Annotated in this window: 16 protein-coding genes; 9 read left to right on the top strand and 7 right to left on the bottom strand. The window is 52.2% G+C overall.

Annotated features, from left to right (window positions below):
• Positions 1-52: 52 nt before the first annotated feature.
• The 9 genes from proV to emrB all read left to right on the top strand — a co-directional run bounded on the left by proV (position 53) and on the right by emrB (position 9,420).
• Positions 53-1,255: a glycine betaine/L-proline ABC transporter ATP-binding protein ProV gene (gene proV / locus FDW98_RS16940; RefSeq protein WP_096756003.1), complete on the top strand. Its 1,203-nt coding sequence runs from the start codon at positions 53-55 to the stop codon at positions 1,253-1,255.
• Complete coding sequence (proW, locus tag FDW98_RS16935) at positions 1,248-2,309, top strand: glycine betaine/L-proline ABC transporter permease ProW (protein ID WP_096756002.1); 1,062 nt, start codon at positions 1,248-1,250, stop codon at positions 2,307-2,309. The genes proV and proW overlap by 8 nt, the downstream gene beginning before the upstream one ends.
• A 69-nt stretch (positions 2,310-2,378) precedes the next feature.
• Positions 2,379-3,374 carry a glycine betaine/L-proline ABC transporter substrate-binding protein ProX gene (proX, locus tag FDW98_RS16930; protein WP_096756001.1) on the top strand — a complete coding sequence of 332 codons (996 nt, stop codon included), beginning with the start codon at positions 2,379-2,381 and terminating at the stop codon, positions 3,372-3,374.
• 200 nt (positions 3,375-3,574) lie between these two features.
• Positions 3,575-4,759 carry an MFS transporter gene (locus FDW98_RS16925; protein ID WP_096759341.1) on the top strand — a complete coding sequence of 395 codons (1,185 nt, stop codon included), beginning with the start codon at positions 3,575-3,577 and terminating at the stop codon, positions 4,757-4,759.
• 122 nt (positions 4,760-4,881) lie between these two features.
• Positions 4,882-5,619 (top strand): AzlC family ABC transporter permease, encoded by a 738-nt coding sequence (locus FDW98_RS16920; RefSeq protein ID WP_096756000.1) that lies wholly within the window; start codon positions 4,882-4,884, stop codon positions 5,617-5,619.
• Positions 5,609-5,944 carry an L-valine transporter subunit YgaH gene (gene ygaH, locus FDW98_RS16915; RefSeq protein WP_096755999.1) on the top strand — a complete coding sequence of 112 codons (336 nt, stop codon included), beginning with the start codon at positions 5,609-5,611 and terminating at the stop codon, positions 5,942-5,944. Before FDW98_RS16920 ends, ygaH begins: the two co-directional genes overlap by 11 nt.
• Positions 5,945-6,034: 90 nt before the next feature.
• Entirely contained in the window at positions 6,035-6,565 is a 531-nt protein-coding gene (gene mprA, locus FDW98_RS16910; protein ID WP_096755998.1) for a transcriptional repressor MprA, read from the top strand.
• Positions 6,566-6,695: 130 nt separating this feature from the next.
• Positions 6,696-7,868, top strand: coding sequence for a multidrug efflux MFS transporter periplasmic adaptor subunit EmrA (gene emrA, locus FDW98_RS16905; RefSeq protein ID WP_096755997.1), 1,173 nt, complete (start codon positions 6,696-6,698; stop codon positions 7,866-7,868).
• A 16-nt stretch (positions 7,869-7,884) separates the two neighbouring features.
• Positions 7,885-9,420 (top strand): multidrug efflux MFS transporter permease subunit EmrB, encoded by a 1,536-nt coding sequence (gene emrB, locus FDW98_RS16900; protein WP_096755996.1) that lies wholly within the window; start codon positions 7,885-7,887, stop codon positions 9,418-9,420.
• A gap of 404 nt (positions 9,421-9,824) precedes the next feature.
• Here the strand turns inward: emrB and FDW98_RS23690 are convergent, their stop codons facing one another.
• From FDW98_RS23690 to yqaB, 7 genes are all read right to left on the bottom strand, one after another.
• Positions 9,825-10,154, bottom strand: coding sequence for a reverse transcriptase domain-containing protein (locus FDW98_RS23690; RefSeq protein ID WP_232058715.1), 330 nt, complete (start codon positions 10,152-10,154; stop codon positions 9,825-9,827).
• 557 nt (positions 10,155-10,711) lie between these two features.
• Entirely contained in the window at positions 10,712-12,082 is a 1,371-nt protein-coding gene (locus FDW98_RS16890) for a carbohydrate porin (protein WP_096755995.1), read from the bottom strand.
• 83 nt (positions 12,083-12,165) lie between these two features.
• Positions 12,166-13,524: a glycoside-pentoside-hexuronide (GPH):cation symporter gene (locus FDW98_RS16885; protein ID WP_096755994.1), complete on the bottom strand. Its 1,359-nt coding sequence runs from the start codon at positions 13,522-13,524 to the stop codon at positions 12,166-12,168.
• 328 nt (positions 13,525-13,852) lie between these two features.
• The gene (luxS, locus tag FDW98_RS16880) at positions 13,853-14,368 is read right to left on the bottom strand and encodes an S-ribosylhomocysteine lyase (RefSeq protein WP_016154160.1); all 516 of its coding nucleotides are present in this window, start codon (positions 14,366-14,368) and stop codon (positions 13,853-13,855) included.
• Between the two features lie 149 nt (positions 14,369-14,517).
• On the bottom strand, positions 14,518-16,074 hold the full coding sequence (gene gshA, locus FDW98_RS16875) for a glutamate--cysteine ligase (protein ID WP_096755993.1): 1,557 nt from the start codon (positions 16,072-16,074) through the stop codon (positions 14,518-14,520).
• Positions 16,075-16,151: 77 nt separating this feature from the next.
• The gene (locus tag FDW98_RS16870) at positions 16,152-16,580 is read right to left on the bottom strand and encodes a YqaA family protein (protein ID WP_096755992.1); all 429 of its coding nucleotides are present in this window, start codon (positions 16,578-16,580) and stop codon (positions 16,152-16,154) included.
• Positions 16,577-17,143, bottom strand: a complete 567-nt coding sequence (yqaB, locus tag FDW98_RS16865) for a fructose-1-phosphate/6-phosphogluconate phosphatase (protein ID WP_096755991.1) — start codon at positions 17,141-17,143, stop codon at positions 16,577-16,579. Before yqaB ends, FDW98_RS16870 begins: the two co-directional genes overlap by 4 nt.
• Positions 17,144-17,473: the final 330 nt, after the last annotated feature.

The raw sequence follows: 17,473 nt of genomic DNA, 5'->3' as shown, positions 1-17,473 counted from the left end.
TTTCACCAGGTACTATATCGATATAAACAAATAACAGGAATAATTCTATTGCATGGCAATTAAATTAGAAGTTAAAAATCTCTATAAGATATTTGGCGAGCATCCCCAGAGAGCGTTCAAATATATTGAAAAAGGATTTTCAAAAGAGCAGATTCTGGAAAAAACAGGGCTATCGCTTGGCGTTAAAGACGCCAGTCTGGCCATTGAAGAAGGCGAGATATTTGTCATCATGGGATTATCCGGTTCGGGTAAATCCACAATGGTACGCCTTCTCAATCGCCTGATTGAACCCACCCGCGGGCAGGTACTGATTGACGGCGTGGATATCGCCAGGATATCCGATGCCGAGCTTCGCGAGGTGCGCAGAAAAAAGATTGCGATGGTATTCCAGTCCTTTGCCCTGATGCCGCACATGACGGTACTCGACAATACGGCCTTCGGTATGGAGTTAGCCGGTATTGCTGCGGATGAACGTCGTGAAAAAGCGCTGGATGCGCTCCGCCAGGTCGGGCTTGAGAATTACGCTCACGGTTACCCCGATGAACTCTCCGGTGGTATGCGCCAGCGTGTCGGTCTCGCCCGCGCATTAGCCATTAACCCTGACATCTTATTAATGGATGAAGCCTTCTCTGCGCTCGATCCTTTAATTCGTACCGAGATGCAGGATGAGTTGGTAAAACTGCAGGCAAAGCATCAGCGAACCGTGGTCTTTATTTCCCACGATCTCGACGAAGCCATGCGCATTGGTGATCGCATCGCCATCATGCAAAATGGTGAAGTGGTGCAGGTCGGTACCCCGGATGAAATCCTGAATAATCCGGCCAATGATTATGTGCGCACCTTCTTCCGTGGCGTTGATATTAGCCAGGTATTCAGCGCGAAAGATATTTCCCGTCGTAGCCCTGAAGGCTTAATTCGTAAAACACCAGGGATTGGCCCACGTTCGGCACTGCAATTATTGCAGGATAAAGATCGTGAATTTGGTTACGTGATTGAACGCGGAAACAAGTTTGTTGGCGTGGTCTCCATCGACTCATTAAAAACCGCCTTACGTCAGGCGCAGGGTATTGAAGCCGCACTGATCGACGAACCGTTAGCCGTAGAGGCGAAAACGCCGCTGAGCGAGCTGCTTTCTCATGTCGGGCAAGCACCGTGCGCGGTACCGGTTGTCGATGAGGAACATCAGTATGTGGGCATTATTTCCAAACGCATGCTGCTACAGGCTTTAGATCGCGAGGGGGCAAACAATGACTGATCAAACAAATCCGTGGGACACGACACCAGCAGCCGATAGCGCTGCACAATCCGCTGATGCCTGGGGTACCGCGTCAAGCGCGCCTGCCGACGGCGGCACCGATTGGCTGACCAGTGCGCCCGCGCCAGCACCTGAGCATTTCAATATTATGGATCCGTTCCATAAAACGCTGATCCCGCTCGATAGCTGGGTCACCGAAGGGATCGACTGGGTGGTGACCCATTTTCGTCCCGTCTTCCAGGGCATTCGTGTCCCGGTAGATTACATTCTCAACGGCTTCCAGCAACTGCTGCTGGGGATGCCTGCGCCGGTGGCGATTATTCTTTTCGCGTTAATCGCCTGGCAGATTTCCGGCCTCGGAATGGGCGTTGCCACGCTGATTTCACTGGTCGCGATTGGCGCGATTGGCGCCTGGTCGCAGGCGATGATTACCCTGGCACTGGTGTTGACCGCACTGCTGTTCTGCGTGTTGATTGGTTTACCCATGGGGATCTGGCTGGCGCGCAGTCCGCGTGCGGCAAAGATCGTTCGTCCCCTGCTCGATGCCATGCAAACCACGCCTGCGTTCGTCTATCTGGTGCCGATTGTGATGTTATTCGGCATTGGTAACGTGCCGGGTGTCGTGGTGACGATTATCTTCGCCCTGCCACCGATTGTGCGTCTGACCATTCTGGGTATTAACCAGGTGCCAGCCGATCTGATTGAAGCTTCTCGCTCCTTTGGTGCCAGCCCGCGTCAGATGCTGTTTAAAGTCCAGCTACCGCTGGCGATGCCCACCATTATGGCGGGGGTTAACCAGACGCTGATGCTGGCGCTTTCCATGGTCGTCATCGCCTCGATGATCGCCGTCGGCGGGCTGGGTCAGATGGTACTGCGCGGTATCGGGCGTCTCGATATGGGGCTGGCTACCGTTGGCGGGGTTGGGATTGTGATCCTCGCCATCATTCTGGACCGCCTGACGCAGGCCGTCGGTCGCGACTCGCGCAGCCGGGGTAACCGTCGCTGGTACACCACCGGCCCTGTTGGGCTTATCACCCGCCCTTTCACGAAGTAATTCACCTGTTGCCCGGTGGCATTGCGCTTACCGGGCCTACACGTCCCTCCAATAATTAAAGGAATAACGATGCGACATACCGTACTTTTTGCCACAGCGTTTGCCACCCTTGTCTCCACCAGCGCTTTCGCTGCCGACCTGCCGGGCAAAGGCATCACCGTACAACCTATCCAGAGCACAATCTCTGAAGAATCCTTCCAGACACAGCTGGTCGCCCGCGCGCTGGAAAAGCTGGGTTATACCGTCAACAAAACGAGCGAAGTTGATTACAACGTCGGCTACACCTCTATTGCTTCTGGCGATGCAACTTTTACTGCCGTGAACTGGCAGCCGCTGCATGACGACATGTACGCCGCGGCGGGCGGAGACAAAAAGTTTTATCGCGAGGGGGTATTCGTGACGGGAGCTGCGCAGGGGTATCTGATCGACAAAAAAACCGCTGAGCAGTACAAAATCACCAATATCGCCCAGTTGAAAGATCCGAAGATCGCCAAAATCTTTGATACCAACGGCGATGGTAAAGCCGACATGATGGGTTGTTCACCGGGCTGGGGTTGCGAAGCGGTCATCAACCACCAAAACAAAGCCTTCGATCTGCAAAAAACGGTCGAGGTCAGCCATGGCAACTACGCGGCGATGATGGCTGACACCATCACGCGCTTCAAAGAAGGCAAACCGATCCTGTACTACACCTGGACACCATACTGGGTCAGCGACGTGATGAAGCCGGGCAAAGACGTGGTCTGGTTACAGGTGCCGTTCTCTTCCCTGCCGGGTGAGCAAAAAGACATTGACACTAAGCTGCCAAACGGCGCGAACTACGGCTTCCCGGTCAACACCATGCATATCGTTGCCAACAAGGCATGGGCAGAAAAAAACCCGGCCGCGGCGAAGCTGTTTGCCATCATCAAGCTGCCACTGGCGGACATCAACGCACAGAACGCGATGATGCATGAGGGCAAAGCTTCCGAAGCCGATGTGCAGGGTCACGTTGACGGTTGGATCAAAGCCCACCAGCAGCAGTTCGACGGCTGGGTAAAAGAAGCATTAGCTGCGCAGAAGTAACCCACTCGTAGGCCTGATAAGCGTAGCGCCATCAGGCACAGTAAGTAACCACACCAATGCCGGATGGTGGCGCAATGCGCCTTATCCGGCACGCAGTTCTTCACTCGCCCGAAACCGCACAATCCATCACCTAACAAATCAGCAACATTTATCCACTTCCGTTATGATTGTTTCAGAAATCCATTATTCAGCTGAAAACAATGACAAATTCCTCTCAGGGACTTAGCCGATCGCTGATCCTGCTCATGTCCATCGCCACGGGTCTCGCCGTCGCCAGTAACTATTACGCCCAGCCGCTGCTCGATACCATCGCGCGTAACTTCTCATTGTCTGCCAGTACTGCAGGCTTTATCGTCACCGCGGCACAGCTTGGCTACGCCGCGGGCCTGCTGTTTCTGGTACCGCTTGGCGATATGTTTGAGCGGCGGGGGCTTATCGTTTCCATGACGTTACTCGCCGCTGGCGGCATGTTGATTACCGCCAGCAGCCAGTCGTTGGGCATGCTGATCCTCGGCACGGCACTGACCGGGTTGTTTTCCGTCGTAGCACAAATATTGGTTCCGCTGGCGGCCACACTCGCCACGCCGGAGACACGCGGCAAAGTTGTCGGCACCATTATGAGCGGTCTGCTGTTGGGGATTTTACTGGCTCGTACCGTGGCCGGGCTGCTGGCGAATCTCGGCGGCTGGCGCACGGTATTTTGGGTCGCCTCGGTGCTGATGGCGCTAATGGCTATCGCGCTATGGCGCGGACTGCCGAAGATGAAATCAGAAACCCATCTCAACTATCCACAGTTGTTAGGCTCGGTCTTCAGCCTGTTTATCCACGATAAACTGCTGCGTACCCGGGCGATGCTGGGCTGCCTGACGTTTGCCAACTTTAGTATTCTCTGGACATCAATGGCATTTTTGCTGGCGGCACCGCCGTTTAACTATTCAGAAGGCATGATTGGCCTGTTTGGCCTGGCCGGTGCCGCCGGTGCGCTCGGCGCTCGTCCTGCAGGTGGATTTGCCGATCAGGGCAAATCCCATCTCACCACGACATTAGGTCTGTTGTTACTGCTGCTCTCCTGGCTGGCAATCTGGTTGGGTCATACGTCAGTACCGATGCTGATAATTGGCATTCTGGTACTGGATCTCACCGTTCAGGGCGTGCATATCACCAACCAGACGGTTATTTACCGCATTCACCCGGATGCGCGTAACCGACTGACCGCCGGCTATATGACCAGTTATTTTATTGGCGGGGCGGCAGGTTCACTGATTTCAGCCTCTGCCTGGCAGCATGCCGGCTGGGCTGGCGTTTGTCTGGCAGGGTCGACCGTTGCCGTACTCAACCTGCTGGTCTGGTGGCGAGGTTTTCACCGCCAGGAAGCCGTAAATTAAGCGTATCGCGCGTGTTTGCCGCTGATTGAGCTCCTCAGGGTGTTAAGGAGCTCATCAGTCTGCTAAGGTTATAACTCATTGAGCCAGGTTATTTAAATTTCGGTAATGAAGCCTATAATCCTATGGAAAGCCCTGTTCCCCAGTCAGACCCCAGCCCGGCAACCTTAACGGAAGGATTCAAAGACAGTCTGCCGATCGTCATCAGCTATATTCCGGTCGCCTTTGCATTTGGTCTCAATGCCACTCGCCTGGGCTTTACGCCCGTCGAAAGCGTCTTTTTCTCCTGCATTATCTATGCCGGTGCCAGCCAGTTCGTCATCACTACCATGCTTGCCGCGGGCAGTTCGCTATGGGTCGCCGCGCTCACCGTGATGGCCATGGACGTACGCCATGTGTTGTATGGCCCTTCCCTGCGCAGCCGCATCGCCCAACGACTCAGTAAACCTAAAAGCGCAGTGTGGGCCTTTGGCCTCACTGATGAAGTGTTTGCCGCCGCAACGACGAAGCTGGTGCGGGACAATCGTCGCTGGAGTGAGAACTGGATGATGAGGATCGCACTATGTGCTTGGATTTCCTGGGTATTCGGTACGATTATTGGCGCATTCTCCGGCAGTGGCTTACTGAAGGATTTTCCGGCGGTCGAAGCGGCGCTGGGTTTTATGCTCCCGGCGCTGTTTATGAGCTTTCTGCTCGCGTCATTTCAGCGTAAACAGTCGCTGTGTGTGACCGCGGCACTCGGCGGAGCACTGGCGGGCGTGACGTTTTTTTCTATTCCTGCCGCCATACTCGCTGGCATTGTTTGTGGATGTCTGACGGCGCTTATCCAGTCATTCTGGCAGGGGGCGCCTGATGAGTTATGAGGTTCTGCTGCTTGGCCTGCTGGTTGGCGGCGTCAACTACTGCTTTCGTTATTTACCGCTGCGTCTGGGGGTGGGAAATGTTCGCCCGACAAAACGCGGCGCAACCGGCATTTTACTCGACACCATTGGCATAGCATCAATTTGCGCCCTACTGGTGGTGTCTACCGCACCTGAAGTTATGCACGACGCTCGTCGGTTTGTGCCAACGTTGGTGGGGTTTGTTGTACTGGGCGCAAGCTATTTTAAGACCCGCAGCATCATCATTCCGACATTGCTGAGTGCTCTGGGCTACGGATTAGCCTGGAAAATGTGGGTTGTTTTATAGGTAAAAATAATCATTTTAAATAAATAATACATTTACTTTATTTGTCACTGTCGTTACTATATCGGCTGAAATTAATGAGGTTATACCCAAATGGATAGTTCGTTTACGCCCATTGAACAAATGCTAAAATTTCGCGCCAGCCGCTACGAAGAATTCCCTTACCAGGAAGTTCTTCTGACTCGTCTTTGCATGCACATGCAGGGCAAGCTGCTGGAAAACCGCAATAAAATGCTGAAAGCTCAAGGGATTAACGAGACGTTGTTTATGGCGTTGATTACGCTGGAGTCTCAGGAAAACCACAGTATTCAGCCTTCTGAACTGAGTTGCGCACTGGGTTCGTCGCGGACTAACGCCACGCGTATCGCGGATGAGTTAGAAAAACGTGGCTGGATCGAGCGTCGCGAAAGCGATAACGATCGCCGCTGCCTGCATCTACAGTTGACCGAGAAAGGCCATGCATTCTTGCAAGAGGTATTACCGCCTCAGCATAACTGTCTGCATCAGCTCTGGTCATCTCTTAGCACCACAGAAAAAGATCAGCTTGAGCACATCACCCGCAAGCTTCTGACCCGTCTTGATCAGATGGAACAGGATGGCACGGTACTCGACGCGCTGCGTTAACGCGCCGACACGCTCAAAAATCCAGATTGATAAATGAAAAACCGACAGGCCAGCAGGTCACCCTGCTGGCCTTTCTGATAAACAGGTCGGCTCAGCCGATGTGAAAAAAAATAAGATCGTGGAGAACAACATGAGCGCAAATGCGGAGACTCAAACCCCGCAGCAACCGGTCAAGAAGAATGGCAAACGTAAAAGTATGCTGCTGCTTCTGACCTTGCTCTTTATTATCATTGCCGTGGCATATGGGATTTATTGGTTTTTAGTACTGCGTCATGTCGAAGAGACAGACGATGCGTACGTGGCAGGGAACCAGGTTCAAATCATGGCGCAGGTATCAGGCAGCGTGACGAAAGTCTGGGCTGATAACACTGACTATGTCAAACAAGGCGACGTGCTGGTGACCCTCGACCAGACGGACGCTAAGCAGGCGCTTGAAAAAGCCAAAACGGCGCTGGCCTCCAGCGTGCGCCAGACGCACCAGTTGATGATCAACAGCAAGCAGCTTCAGGCCAGCATTGAGGTGCAGAAAACCGCCCTGGCGCAGGCACAAAGCGACTTTAATCGCCGCGTCCCGTTGGGAAATGCTAACCTGATCGGTCGCGAAGAACTGCAACATGCGCGTGATGCCGTTGCCAGCGCGCAGGCTCAGCTTGATGTCGCAATACAGCAATACAATGCCAACCAGGCGATGATCCTCGGCAGTAAGCTTGAAGACCAGCCCGCCGTGCAACAAGCAGCCACCGAAGTGCGTAATGCATGGCTGGCGCTGGAACGTACCAAAATTGTTAGCCCGATGACCGGCTACGTGTCCCGTCGTGCCGTGCAGCCTGGCGCGCAGATTAGCCCAACCACACCGCTGATGGCCGTTGTCCCTGCCACCAACCTGTGGGTGGACGCCAACTTCAAAGAAACCCAGCTTGCGCATATGCGCATCGGCCAACCGGCAACGGTGATCAGTGATATTTACGGCGATGACGTGAAATACACCGGTAAGGTTGTCGGCCTCGATATGGGGACCGGTAGCGCCTTCTCGCTGCTGCCAGCACAGAACGCAACCGGTAACTGGATCAAAGTCGTCCAGCGTCTGCCCGTGCGTATTGAACTGGATGCCCAGCAGTTAGCGCAACATCCACTGCGTATTGGCCTGTCTACGCTGGTAACGGTCGATACCCAAAATCGTGACGGACAGATTCTGGCAAGCCAGGTGCGTACTACGCCGGTTGCAGAAAGTAATGCTCGAGAAATCAACCTTGCTCCGGTCAATAAAATGATCGAAGAGATCGTGCGGGCCAACGCGGGCTAATTCAAAGGTGCGTGTGATGCAACAGCAAAAACCGCTGGAAGGCGCGCAGCTCGTCATTATGACGATCGCGTTGTCACTGGCGACATTCATGCAGGTGCTGGACTCCACCATTGCTAACGTGGCGATCCCCACTATTGCCGGGAACCTCGGCTCTTCATTGAGCCAGGGGACCTGGGTGATCACCTCTTTCGGGGTGGCGAATGCTATCTCCATTCCGATCACCGGCTGGCTGGCCAAACGCTTTGGCGAAGTAAAGCTGTTCATGTGGTCCACCATCGGCTTTGTCATTGCGTCCTGGGCGTGTGGGATGTCCAACAGCCTGACCATGCTGATTTTCTTCCGCGTGATTCAGGGGATTGTCGCCGGTCCATTAATTCCGCTTTCACAAAGCCTGTTACTGAATAACTATCCGCCCGCCAAACGGTCTATCGCCCTCGCTCTGTGGTCGATGACGGTGATTGTCGCCCCGATTTGTGGCCCGATTCTCGGGGGCTATATCAGCGACAACTATCACTGGGGCTGGATATTCTTCATTAACGTGCCGATCGGGGCGGTGGTGGTGTTGATGACGCTACAAACCCTGCGCGGCCGGGAAACCCGTACCGAACAGCGACGCATTGACGCTATTGGTCTGGCGCTGCTGGTTGTTGGTATCGGCAGTTTGCAGATTATGCTCGATCGCGGTAAAGAGCTGGACTGGTTCGCCTCGCAGGAGATAATTATCCTGACGGTCGTCGCCGTGGTAGCCATCAGCTTCCTGATTGTCTGGGAGCTTACCGACGATAACCCGATTGTCGATCTCTCGCTGTTTAAGTCGCGAAACTTTACCATCGGCTGCCTGTGTATCAGCCTGGCCTATATGCTCTACTTCGGCGCTATCGTCCTGCTGCCGCAGTTGTTGCAGGAGGTCTACGGATACACCGCGACCTGGGCAGGCCTGGCCTCCGCACCGGTGGGGATAATCCCGGTGATCCTGTCGCCGATTATTGGTCGTTTCGCCCACAAGCTGGATATGCGTCGGCTGGTCACGTTTAGTTTTATTATGTATGCCGTCTGTTTCTACTGGCGCGCGTGGACGTTCGAACCCGGTATGGATTTTGGCGCATCGGCCTGGCCGCAATTTATTCAGGGGTTCGCCGTAGCCTGCTTCTTTATGCCACTGACCACCATCACACTGTCTGGCTTACCGCCTGAGCGTCTGGCAGCGGCGTCAAGCTTGTCTAACTTTACGCGAACGCTGGCAGGCTCAATCGGCACATCGATTACCACAACGATGTGGACTAGCCGTGAGTCGCTACATCACGCGCAGTTGACGGAGTCAGTAAACCCCTACAACCCTAATGCACAGGCGATGTATAGCCAGTTGCAGGATCTTGGGATGACCCAGCAGCAGGCCTCCGGTTGGCTAGCGCAGCAAATTACCAACCAGGGGCTGATAATTTCCGCCAACGAAATCTTCTGGATGTCGGCAGGGATATTCATCCTACTGCTCAGCCTGGTGTGGTTCGCCAAACCGCCATTCGGCGCGGGCGGCGGCGGTGGAGCGCACTAATACGTTAATAATCAATTAGAGTTTATAATCGAGTAGGAGGCGGGATCACTCCCGCCGTCCTCTCACACCACCGTACGTGCGGTTTCACATACGGCGGTTCATGTTAACGCTGGAACTGCCGCTGCTTTTCCACCAGTGATATTAAGCCCATCCCCCTGAACCATGCTGTCTTTATCGCCTGATTCAGATGACTGGCTCCCGAGCTCAACCATGCTCCGTGGCTGTTGTATGCTGACATCATCGCGCGATCCTTGTTCAGACTCGCTCTTTGTAACATCTTTGAACGTGTCGACGGTTTCTTCAACTGCCTCCACACCAGGCAACGCAGTTTCCGTTTGATCCAGCCGTCCAGCTCCTCCAGTATTCCCCCTGACTTCCGTCAGTCTGAAGTAGCTTATCCATCCTCACAGCACCGATGTCAGTGCATCGATCGTCGCTTTCACTGACTGGCTCCGGTTTCCCGTCGTCAGACTGTGGACCTTGCCCTTCAGCCTTTTCACGCTCGCCGGCGCTATCTTCAGTTTCGTCTGTTTGTGCCATGTCACGCTGTAACCCAGGAACTTTCGCTCCCACGGACGCGCCACCGCGCTCTTCCTTTCATTTACCGTAAGCTTCTGTTTATTGTCAAGGAACGCTCTGAGTTCTTTCAGTATATGTTCACCCGCTTTCCGGCTGCTCACGTAGATATTGCAGTCATCCGCGTAGCGGCAGAAGCTGTGCCCAAGACGCTCCAGCTCGTTATCCAGTTCATCCCGTCTTCTGCCGCCCCATCCCGGCCTCTCACGAGACTGGTAACACGATGGCAGAGTGGCAGATCTCCCGGGGTAATTCGCGCGACTTTCCTGCTTATACCTGTCGGCTCTACGTCACAGCGTTCTGTGTGAGTATCGGGCTTTGGTGATATATGCCACCTCGCCCCGCTGCGCCGCCTTAACCGCTTCCTGTTCGTCAGGCCAGCATTTTGCTTCCGGCTTCCTTAAGATCCTCCTCACGGTAGACACCCTTGCCTTCGGCTAACACTTCCCTCACCGGATGTGTCGAGGACTTACACCTCTTAGTCGTTCTTTGACCACCACAGCCAAAGAACAGCGCCTGTCAGGGCGCAGGGGCAGCACCGCATGATCATTTTTAAGTAGTACCGCCCCTTGTGCCGCAACAATCGTGGCAAAATCGCTAAACCCGTCAAGCGGTTTACCCATAAAATTCAAATGCATAATTGAGAGTCCTGTGTCCATTGCCTTGTTCTGTACTGAAATAAAACAAGGCCCATCGTTGATGGGCCTTGTGATTATCAGAAGTAATATTTGAATCTCAGACGTCCGCCGTAACGCGCATCTTCGCTGCTGTCGCCGTTATGTGGATCGGCCTCAACCCATGAGGCATAGGCACCGAGATAGATATTAAAGTTTTTCATATCCATCACGTTGGGGAATAAATATGAGGCATGGATGGTGTGGATATCATAGTTACCTGGATCGGTGATCCAGCAGTCATCGTCACACACGGCATCAAGATTACTGGCATTGAACGCATCAATTTTGTTATGCGCATAGATGTAACCCAGCTCAAAGCGATGCCATAACGCATTCACCCCGGCGGTATAGTCGGTTTCATCGGTCGCGTCCAGATACGCCGTGTTGAGGTTAATGACCGCACCGTCTTCCGGATCGGTTTTCTGTCCGTTCCAGGTCATGGTAAACCCATAGCCGGTACGATCCGACTGCTCGATCCACTTGCCGTTATCGTAATAACCGTAGGCATTATTCACGACGTTACTTTCCATCGCCAACGCCGTGGAGAAGCGGCCATTTTGCCAGGCGATAACTGGTCGAACATAGGCCACGTTTTTGTCGTTGGTTAACTCCATGCCGTGATACTGTTTCTCGGAGAATAACGTGCTGCCATTTTCCAGCAGCGTGTTCACTTCAAAATACCAGTTATCGAGGGTTTTACTCAGCAGGAAGTTACCGCCACTGTCGCTACGACCACGCCCCTCTTTCATCATATAGATGTAGCCGTAGCCGTCACTGTAGAGGTCATTCGCCGTATTCCCCGAATACTCAACAAAGGTATCCTGATTCAGCGGGAACATATCGTAGGCTTCAAAGCGCCCAACCTTAATTTTCCAGTCATTCTCGCGACCAAAGAAGAAAACCGCATCATCGAGGTTCATTTTGCCGGTAAGGTCCGCCAGGGGCTGGACGGAGAAACCGGCAAAGTTACCGTTGTTCAGCCGCTGGTAGCCATCAAAACCCAGCAGCAGGCGTCCGTTGATATCCCAGCGCTCATTGGTTCCTGCCGCCCAGTCTTTGTTGGCGGAGGTGCGCATTGAGGTCAGGCTACCGGAACGACTGGCGGCATCCATATTAAACTCCACGTCACCGTAAAATTTAATATCGCTGAATCCGGATAACGTCAGTTTCGGTGGATTAGCCTCTGGCATAACGGGTTCCGCCGATTCAACTTTTACCGTTGGGGCCGCCGCGACCTGCTGTTGCTTCAATGACTGAACCTGCGACTCAGCATCAGTTGCCCGCTGTTCTGCGCGAATAACACGCTGCTCCAGCTCAGCAAGACGTTGCTCAATCGTACTATTATTTGCAGCCCACAGGTTTTGAGATAAGCAAGCACCGATCATCAGCGCTAAATATTTCGCTTTCATTATTCATCCCTAAAGTTTGATATATGCCAGATGAGATGTCGTAAACATCTCATCCTCCTGCTATTACAATATTTTGGTTATTATCAGTAATGCGCAAACTTACCGTTTTTAAGGTCGGTGACAATGCCATTCATTCTTGCTTCTGTTAATCCATAGAATTTAATAGAGAATGCCGTCAGAATATAAAATATTGCAGGAATAATGGTGAATAATAACGTAACGCCCTGTACGGCAGACGCGGACTGCACAGCACTACCTGAGACATAATCAAATACGGCCAGCACCCAGCCCAGAATAGCCCCGCCAACGGCAACACCTAGCTTGATGATAAATATATTTGCCGCGATATTCATTCCGGTAATTCGACGGTGCGTTTTCCATTCGCCATAATTATTCGCGTCGGTAATCATCGACCACTGCAGCGCACCATTACCACCCTGAATAATGGAGATAATAATATGAACAGCAAGCACCACGATCCAATACTGAACCGGTACAAAGAAGCACAGCACACCAAATACGGCCGTGAGTAAGTTAACCCAAAAAGAGAGTTTGATTTTACAGAACCGGGTACCAAAGGGTTTCGCAAGTATTGACCCCAGCATAGAAGCAAACATGCCGCCCAGCATAAAGAGGGTAATAACGTCAGCGCCTTTGTTCAGCACCGTGTTAACGTAGTAAACAACCGCCCCACCGCGCAGCACTACCGCAACCAGCATCATAAAGTTATAAACAGATAAAATACGCCACTGTTCATTCTTGAACAAAATCTTCACGTCACGGGCAATATTGAGGTTTTCCTCTTTGATCGGCTGTACACGTTCCTTGGTGGTAAAAAAACAGACGATAAACATCAGACAACCAATGACGCCGAAGATAGCCATTGAAACCTGAATCCCCGTCGCTCTGTCACCAGGATAGAGATAATCTGCCAGCGGTAAAATTAACGCCGTTCCCAGCGCACCACCGATTGGTGTAATCGCAAAACGCCACGACTGCAAGGACAGGTTTTCACGCGGGTCGGACGTCAGCGCGGCGCCCAGGGAGCAGTAAGGAATATTAATCGCCGTATACATCAGCGTCATAAAGATATATGCCGCCACCGCGTAGACCACTTTTCCACTGTCCGAAAAATCAGGAATGGAATAAACCAGCACACAGCTGACGGCAAAGGGTACACAAATCGCCAGTAGCCATGGGCGAAAACGTCCCCAGCGCGTGGAGGTTGCATCGGCAATCGCCCCCATAATGGGATCGGTAATCGCATCCAGCAGGCGGACCAGTAAAAACATCGTCCCCATTACCGCGGGTGGTAAACCATAAATATCGGTATAGAAATACGCAAGAATAGCCACCGAAGAGTCAAAAACAATGTGGCTGGCCGCATCACCCAGGCTATACCCCACCTTTTCCTTAATAGATATCTTGTCCCCTGTAGACATACAAACCCCTTTGCCAATACAAAATGAAACCGATTTCTGTTGTAGGGTATTTTTAAAACATCTTATCTGGCCTAATCCATTATGTTTTTCTGTTAACTGTTTATGTTTTTTTCTTTATGTGATCGCAGCGAGGTAGGTTTACTTATTGGCTCTTATTTTTGTTTCTTCGCTCACGTTTTATTTGTTGCGAACTTATTAGTTATTAACACAAAATAATATTCACCAAACAAATGTTATATGTATATTTTATGGCTAAGGAAAAATGATAATAAAAAACCCCGGTTGCAGGCCGGGGTTTTCGAATAACAGGAAAACGTAATAAATCAGACTAAATATGCAGTTCCTGCAATTTTTCTTTCGGCAGCGCCAGCTCTTCGTTGCTGTTAACGCGCACGTCGTGTTCCAGAATATGACGGGCAATATCCTGCGCTTCGCTCAGCGAATGCATTTGGTACGTTCCGCACTGGTAAACGTTCAGCTCTGGGATCTGGTTTTGATCCTGCACTTTCAACACGTCTGCCATTGCGGCTTTCCAGGCATCAGCTACGCGTTGTTCGTCCGGCGTTCCGATCAGGCTCATGTAGAAACCGGTACGGCAACCCATTGGCGAAATATCGATAATCTCAACGCCGTTACCGTTGAGGTGGTTACGCATAAACCCGGCAAACAGGTGTTCCAGCGTATGGATCCCCTTCTCAGGCATCACTTCTTTGTTCGGAATGCAGAAACGCAGATCAAACACGGTGATGGCGTCGCCATGCGGGGTGTTCATCGTTTTTGCAACCCGGACTGCGGGAGCTTCCATCCGGGTATGATCGACAGTAAAACTATCTAACAACGGCATTTAGCCACCTCCGATAAATTTTTTAAAAATAATCTGAACTCTTTGTTCCGGGGCGAGTCTGAGTATATGAAAGACGCGCATTTGTTATCATCATCCCTGTTTTCAGAGATGAAATTTTGGCCACTCCCGAGTGGCCTTTTTCTTTTGTATCAAGCGTGCTTTTCCAGCCACACGCTAAACGGCTCGGTGTCAGCCGCTTCGATCTCCTGCTGACGACGCTTTGACGCTTCGGTTTCAGCAATAAATTCGGCTTCCTGCAGCATTTCCAACGGCTCTTCGCGCAACAGGTTTCGGTAAGCCTCACCCAACGCTTTCCCCGTGCCGCCAATGCCTTCATCAATCATAGACCGTAGGATCCGGGCGGAGAAGGTCAGTTCAGGATTATCAAAGCAGGCGACCAACTCGTCACATACCTTTTGATACTCCTCTCCTCCATGGATGCTGTCCAGCGTTTGCGCCACGCGTTTCAGGTCACGGAACAGATCTTTACCCACTTTCGGCAGCGGGAACTGGGCGGTTTCACAGCCAATGCCTAGCGTCAGGCCCGGCTTACGTCCTTCCAGAATCACACGATTCCAGTTGGTACGCGTGCAGAGCAGCTCATCGCTACTCATTTCCGGCGCATCGGCCATTACGCACCAGACCATAAACAGATCGAGGAAGCGCACCTGCTGCTCGTCCACGCCGATCGGTGAGAACGGGTTAATATCCAGCGAACGCACTTCAATGTATTCAATACCGCCGCGTAGCAGCGCATCTGACGGCGATTCACCGCTACGGGTTACCCGTTTCGGACGAATAGGCGCATACAGTTCATTTTCAATCTGCAGTACGTTGCTGTTAATTTGCAGACGTTTACCGTCCTTCTCCAGACCGATCGCCGCGTACTCCTCGGAAGGGGTTTTAATCGCGCGTTTTAATCCTGCTACATACTCATGCAAATCGTTAAACGTAATACCGAGATTGCTTTGCGACTTATTGGTATAACCCAAATCGCTCAGGCGCAGCGATGTCGCGTACGGCAGGTAATACATACCACAGTCGGTTTTTTCAAACGGTAGAGTTGTCGGCTTTCCTTGCAGGAAAGAAGAACAAATCGCCGGAGATGCGCCAAACAAGTACGGGATCACCCAACCAAAACGGTAATAGTTGCGGATCAGGCGGAAGTAGCCAGCAGACACTTTCTCTTTGGCATCTTCATCGTCCGTTACGCCACATTTCGCCTGCCAGAATGCCATCGGCAGCGAGAAATTATAGTGAACGCCGGAAATCGTTTGCATCAGCGCGCCGTAACGGTTTTTGAGACCTTCACGGTAGAGCGTTTTCAGACGACCAATATTCGAGGTACCGTACTGCGCCAGTTCAATATCCTGACCTTCAGCGATATAGCAAGGCATGCTCAGTGGCCACATACGCTCGTCGCCCAGATTTCTGGCGGTATAGCGATGCAGATCACGCATAAACGTGAGCATTTTCTGGATGTCGTCGCCCGGAGGAGTAATAAACTCCAGCAGCGCTTCGGCAAAATCCGTTGTTATCCATTTATGCGTCAGCGCGGAGCCTAACACATCCGGGTGGCCTGTCGTCGCTAATGAGCCATCAGCATTAACACGCAGCGTTTCGCGCTCCAGACCACGTTGAATCCCCTGTAACGCCTGAGGATTTTTTTCCAGCCAGGCCAGTGCCTGTGATACGTCCGGGATCAAATTGACCTCCCGCCTGTCAAAATCGTTTTAATTAGCATCATAGTATTGGTTACCCTACAGGCATTTCCACAACACAATTAGTGCCACCACATAATGCCCTGCGTCGTAACCGCTGCGACCACAACATAACGCAACGCTTTGCCAAGGCATAAAAAAAAGAGTACTGGCCCCCACGAGATGCGCATCCATCCCGCTAGCAGGCACAGCAAATCCCCCACAACCGGCATCCAGCTTAATAATAGTGTGACAGCGCCATAGCGCTGCAGCCACCCCGTCGCTTTCTCTTGCCATCGTGACGTTTTACGTAACGGGAAGAAACGCCCAAGGATAACGTTAGTTAACCCTCCAAGGCTATTACCCATTGTTGCTGTTAAGACTAAGACCCAGGGATGACTCACCCCGGAAACCAGCAGAGCCACTAAAACAACTTCAGAATTTCCAGGTAACAGCGTAGCGCTGAGGAAACTGCTGGCAAACAGTGACAGGAGTGACAGTCCATCACTCACAATAACCGGACATCCACGGCATCCATACCGGCCGCACGGGCAGCCTGCAGGCCGAAGTCAGCGTCTTCAAATACCACGCATTGAGTCGGGACAACGCCCATACGCTCGGCACACAGTAAAAACGTGTCAGGTGCGGGTTTATGGCGTTGTACGTGGTCAGCTGCGACGACGGCATCAAAATAGTGACGTAGCCCTAAATGCGCGAGCAGCGCCTCTGCAATGGCACTTTCGCTCCCGGTACCGACCGACATAGGCCGACGACCATGCCAGGCTTTAACAACATCAATAAGCGGCAATGGCTGAACGCTATCCAACAGCATGCTTTTAACGCTGTCGGTTTTTTCACGCGCCAGCGCATGGGGATCGAGATCGGCATGATTCAGTTCAATGACTGACTGTGCAATACGCCACGTTGGGGAACCGTTGAGTGCGACCATGGCCTGCTCGTCAAAACGGAGCCCATGACGCCCTAACACCTCATGCCACGCTTTACGGTGCGTTGGCTCGGTATCGAGAATGGTACCATCCATATCAAAAATCAAACCCGCATAACGTTCGTACATCGTCTTCTCACAAGCCGAATGACCAGACGTTACTTTATCGTAATTGATTGATTTTGTCGCTGACAGCGAATTGAGGATTGTTTTAGAAGTTTGATTCAGAAAAAGAGAGATGGTGCTGGGGATTATTTCGTAGAAATATGCGATGAAAATTAGCTGTTATCCAGGAGAAGATGGTGCATCCGGGGGGATTACTCACTGGCGTTCACCCTACGGGCCGTTGCTGAAGCAACGTTATCCTCCCTAGTGCTTGCGACTGTCTCGCAGACCATGAAACAACGGTTTAGCTGTTATTTCGGAGAAGATGGTGCATCCGGGAGGATTCGAACCTCC

This window comes from Citrobacter sp. wls711, assembly GCF_005281055.1.
Classification (GTDB): domain Bacteria; phylum Pseudomonadota; class Gammaproteobacteria; order Enterobacterales; family Enterobacteriaceae; genus Citrobacter; species Citrobacter gillenii.
This window is presented reverse-complemented; position numbering and strand designations above follow the sequence as displayed.

What these genes read in the sequence shown, in the direction of transcription:
- FDW98_RS16890 (WP_096755995.1), bottom strand. Translation starts at nt 12,082, where the DNA reads ATGAAAGCGAAATATTTAGCGCTGATGATCGGTGCTTGCTTATCTCAA.
- proX (WP_096756001.1), top strand. Translation starts at nt 2,379, where the DNA reads ATGCGACATACCGTACTTTTTGCCACAGCGTTTGCCACCCTTGTCTCC.
- mprA (WP_096755998.1), top strand. Translation starts at nt 6,035, where the DNA reads ATGGATAGTTCGTTTACGCCCATTGAACAAATGCTAAAATTTCGCGCC.
- FDW98_RS16920 (WP_096756000.1), top strand. Translation starts at nt 4,882, where the DNA reads ATGGAAAGCCCTGTTCCCCAGTCAGACCCCAGCCCGGCAACCTTAACG.
- emrB (WP_096755996.1), top strand. Translation starts at nt 7,885, where the DNA reads ATGCAACAGCAAAAACCGCTGGAAGGCGCGCAGCTCGTCATTATGACG.
- luxS (WP_016154160.1), bottom strand. Translation starts at nt 14,368, where the DNA reads ATGCCGTTGTTAGATAGTTTTACTGTCGATCATACCCGGATGGAAGCT.
- proV (WP_096756003.1), top strand. Translation starts at nt 53, where the DNA reads ATGGCAATTAAATTAGAAGTTAAAAATCTCTATAAGATATTTGGCGAG.
- proW (WP_096756002.1), top strand. Translation starts at nt 1,248, where the DNA reads ATGACTGATCAAACAAATCCGTGGGACACGACACCAGCAGCCGATAGC.
- FDW98_RS16885 (WP_096755994.1), bottom strand. Translation starts at nt 13,524, where the DNA reads ATGTCTACAGGGGACAAGATATCTATTAAGGAAAAGGTGGGGTATAGC.
- ygaH (WP_096755999.1), top strand. Translation starts at nt 5,609, where the DNA reads ATGAGTTATGAGGTTCTGCTGCTTGGCCTGCTGGTTGGCGGCGTCAAC.
- yqaB (WP_096755991.1), bottom strand. Translation starts at nt 17,143, where the DNA reads ATGTACGAACGTTATGCGGGTTTGATTTTTGATATGGATGGTACCATT.
- emrA (WP_096755997.1), top strand. Translation starts at nt 6,696, where the DNA reads ATGAGCGCAAATGCGGAGACTCAAACCCCGCAGCAACCGGTCAAGAAG.
- FDW98_RS16925 (WP_096759341.1), top strand. Translation starts at nt 3,575, where the DNA reads ATGACAAATTCCTCTCAGGGACTTAGCCGATCGCTGATCCTGCTCATG.